A 4,104-nucleotide genomic window follows, 5' to 3' on the forward strand; every position below is an offset into this window, starting at 1 on the left:
ACGTAACGTTGGTCGAAATATCTGGCTTTGCCTAAGAGTAAGAAGGCTTCATCGGTTTGTGGATTGCGCTCCTGATTGCCGATTTCCATACTGCGTTTTTGGATGGCTTTGGTGGCCTTGTCTTCGGCTCTTATAAAATTGGGGTTGTTATCCTCAGAATCCAATTTTATCTCCTCCTTTACTTCAAGACGTTCTACAGGTAGGAGTTCCCAATAATTATCCCGGTAGGAGTTATTTAATTGCTCCCGCCCTTCCTCAAAAGCCAGATTACCGTTGTAGAGTACATTGTACTTTGTGTTTAAGGCATGCCAGTTACGATTCACAAAGGCATCCTTTTTAGTGGAGCAGGCACTTAGCAGGAGGGCTCCACAAAGCCAACTGATATAAAATTTGTTTTGAAGCTTCAAAATTAGCGGTATTCGTACGCTATGTAAACTCTAAAACCGCCCGTTTAGTATACTACTACTCGATAAAATGCATCCTTCATACGGAATAGATCTTTTTCAAGAAAATTCGGCCAGCATCAAGGGTAATTCTACTATCCCCCGAAAAAGGTTTCCAGTTCCTTTAAAGTCTGGGTAGAGGTTTGAATATCTTTTACGATATCTCCTTTATTGAGCACAACGATACGTTCGCACACTTCGGTAACATGAATAAGGTCGTGACTTGAAACCAAGACAGTAACGTCTTTGTTCTCTGCGAGATCCTTAATGATCTGCTTAAGACGGATTTGAGTAGTGGGATCCAGGTTGGCAAAGGGTTCATCCAGAATAATGACCTCTGGGCTTCCAATAAAGGAGGCTACTATACCTACTTTTTTCTGGTTTCCTTTAGAAAGGTCCCGGAGATATTTTTTTTGTCCCAGTATTTCCCCATGAAAGAAATTCTCAAAAGTACTGATCAATGCATCCACATCGGCTTTGTTTTGTCCTCGTAATTCCCCAATAAAATAGAAGTATTCTTCCGGGGTTAAGTATCCAATAAGGAAGGTCTCATCTATAAAGGCCGAAGTAAAGGGTTTCCATGCTTCGCTGATGTCTACCTGTACCTCATTGTTGATGATCTTTCCGGTGGTGGGCTGAATAAGATCTAACATAAGGCTGAAAAATGTGGTCTTCCCGGCACCGTTATTTCCCACCAGGCCAAAGCTTTGTCCTTTTGGGATCTCCAGGGATGGAATATTCAAAACAGTTTGAGTTCCGTAAGTTTTGGTAATGTCATGAACTGTGATCATATGTAATAAATGTATTTAGTCTGTTTGTTTGTATGCTAGAAGCGTTTTGTATTTTTCTTTCTTATAGATCTTTTCGATCATTTTAAACGCCTGGTTTTTAAAGACAAAACCAAGTACTCCTGAAAGAGCTACTGCTATATACCCTGAAATCGGGTTTATCAGATAATAGCCCGCTGCAAATATTATCAATGGCAGCACCAGTTTTGGGATGGTGAGCAGCATTGTTTTTACATTAAATGCCTGTTTGTCGCCAAAGGCTTTTTTATTGGAGGTAAGATCAATAGGGGTTTTAATATAGGCCCCTCCCCAAAGAACTAAATACGAATTTACCCCAATATTATAAATGGCTCCCACCACTATGGCGAGGTAAAATTCCCATCCAAAATACAGGTAAAAGGCTGAAATTAAGGTGCTAATCACAGTTGCAATAACTATTAAATACCATTTTGAGGAGAGATACTCCCTGTATTGAATATTCTGGCTCATCATTAGCGGATAATAGGAACTATCCCAACTGGGAACAAACTGGCCAAAACTAAATAAAAATCCGCCGGAGACGAAGATGCCCGCAAAGATCGACCAAACAGGTCCTTCGTATACCTCTACTGCGCCAGAACCAAATAGCATCCCGTAAAAAATGAATAAAAAACTCAAGACCACCGTAGTTTTGGATCGTTTATTACGTCTAATAAGTTTTATATCGTTCTTTAAAAAGGTGCCCAAATTTCCAAACCTGTTCAGCCAGGTGTAATCTTCAGACTTAGCCTCTGTATGTTTTGTGGCCAGACCGCCATCCAGATACATGTGCTTCCTGAAATATCTGAAGGAAGCCACAATTAATAATAGCAAAATTAAACAAGGAATCAAGGCATATATTGGGCCATAAGGGAGGTCAAAAAACGAATCAAAGATGGGAGCTGTAAAGATGGTAATATCGAACCAACCATTATACTGCAACAAACCAAGAACGGCCAGGATGACAATCAAGGGATAAAATATCTTATCCTGATTGTTCATCATAATATTTAAAAAGTTATTGGCATAAATAAGCGCCATAATCGCAAGATGCCAGCCTATTACCGCTATAGGATTATAGTCTTCTGCTATAAGAACAATGGAGAAGGGTACAAAGAAAAAAGCGTGCATCCAGTTAAAAAAAGAGAACACTGTTTTGCCGAGTGAATATTTGACCACTGCGCTCTTTTTAAAGGGCATATACAATAACGGTTTTATGTTCAGGATGGGCATCTTCTGAAACATATACCGCATGTAGAGATCTACCACCAAGTAATAGATAATAAAGCGGTTCACTACTCGCAGCGGGTCACCCAAACCGGCTTTTTTAATGATAAAAAAAGACCCGACACCCATAGCCAGGAATACCAGAATAAAATAAAGGGCGGCAAAGATCATCAGGATCTTAAAGGCCAGGTTGGTTTTAAAGGAGGCTGCTCGGAAAAAAGACTTCCACTGCAGGTTAAAAAAGTGCTTTAACATACGGGTTGGATAAATTTAATTCTCAACGTTAGTAGGGCAAATATAGAGTTTGTTACAAGAATTTACCCCATTTTGTACTCGGGATAGGTTTTGATGAGTAAATCCTCTGTCATGGGAGGTATTATGTAAACCATAATATAAAAAAGTAGCATTAAAAAAACCAGGAAGAAAGAGACCAAAAGTGACCCAATAGGATACTCTGCCAGTGATTCCAGGATAAAGGGGTTAATGCATATCTGCAGCCCCAAATTTAGAAAGGCCAAGGAGTTGGTATGATTCATGATCATATCTTCCAGAAGCCATTTGCTATTTTTCTTTTTTAGGCCCTTTTTATTTTGTAGTGATTTGACTAAGGCAATTACCATGAAAAACAAGAAAGTCACAGCAATAAAATACCCCTTATATCCTTCAGGTAATAGTGTTATCAAAGTGAAGACCAGGGCTGTTAAGATAAGCGACATAAAAATCTTTGGTAGTTTAAAATAATCTTTGAGAAATTGGAAAAGAATTTTCAAATACCGTTTCTCCATGGCCTTGGTCTTGTCCCTAATAACATCGTGAAAACCAAATACTCCAAATTTTTTGAACTCTATGTTAAGAGCCTCTTGAAAAGTCAATTTCGGATGCAATTTTATTTGTTCTTCAATACCGTTTGCCAAATGGTCTACCAGTTCTGTTTGTAAATCATAATGCTCAACAAAATGGGCCTTTGTAAATTTATAGAGCTGTTGTATGTGTTCCTGTGTGAGTTTCAAAGGTTATGCATATTTTAGTTTATACGACTTCCTTATTTCAAATAACGTAATTAAAAAAGCAATGTTAAAGCACAGATAAAAGGCAGCAAATAGATTAATAAGATAGGGGGCAGAGTCATAAAAAATAGGTTTGTAATTGCCAACATTAAAAATTACATATAGTATATAGCTAGATAGCGATAGCGGCCAAGCAAGAGCTTCCAAGCTCGAAAATCGGTATTTTTTCTTAGGGAATGTGGTTATAAAATAAATCAAAACAGAGGTGATCAACAGGCCCCAAACAAACATAGTATATGGAAATTCAGATTCCGCAATTAAATCATAATTATTTAGCGTTAGAAAAAAACCAATAAACAATAATAGCATCCAAGGTTTCTTTAATGCAGGCCAGAGCATTCGAAAGGATGTTAACTGTAATTTCTTCCGCAGACCTTTATACTCTTTGGTAAGATCGCGCTTGTTCATCACCATAAAATCCTTGAAGGCATTATAAAACGTTTGGCCATGTTCTTCCATCCTCTTTTCCACAGCAGAAGCAACATGGTCTGCCATTTCCATTCGTACATCGATAAACTGAATATCCGAGTTTATAAGATACGTATCAATAAACTTTATTTG

4 protein-coding genes and 1 pseudogene are annotated in these 4,104 nt (G+C 38.1%); all 5 read right to left on the reverse strand.

The window, feature by feature from the left end:
- Positions 1–407 (reverse strand): annotated as a pseudogene (locus WBM49_RS11910) (hypothetical protein); the annotation flags it as partial.
- 131 nt (positions 408–538) lie between these two features.
- Positions 539–1,234 (reverse strand): ABC transporter ATP-binding protein, encoded by a 696-nt coding sequence (locus tag WBM49_RS11915; protein WP_424372275.1) that lies wholly within the window; start codon positions 1,232–1,234, stop codon positions 539–541.
- 15 nt (positions 1,235–1,249) lie between these two features.
- Positions 1,250–2,731, reverse strand: a complete 1,482-nt coding sequence (locus tag WBM49_RS11920; protein WP_424372276.1) for a DUF5687 family protein — start codon at positions 2,729–2,731, stop codon at positions 1,250–1,252.
- A 62-nt stretch (positions 2,732–2,793) separates the two neighbouring features.
- On the reverse strand, positions 2,794–3,486 hold the full coding sequence (locus WBM49_RS11925; protein WP_424372277.1) for a hypothetical protein: 693 nt from the start codon (positions 3,484–3,486) through the stop codon (positions 2,794–2,796).
- 3 nt (positions 3,487–3,489) lie between these two features.
- A partial coding sequence (locus WBM49_RS11930) for a hypothetical protein (RefSeq protein WP_424372278.1) occupies positions 3,490–4,104 on the reverse strand: 615 nt, incomplete at its 5' end.

The organism is Muriicola sp. (assembly GCF_049669965.1).
Classification (GTDB): Bacteria; Bacteroidota; Bacteroidia; order Flavobacteriales; family Flavobacteriaceae; genus Muriicola.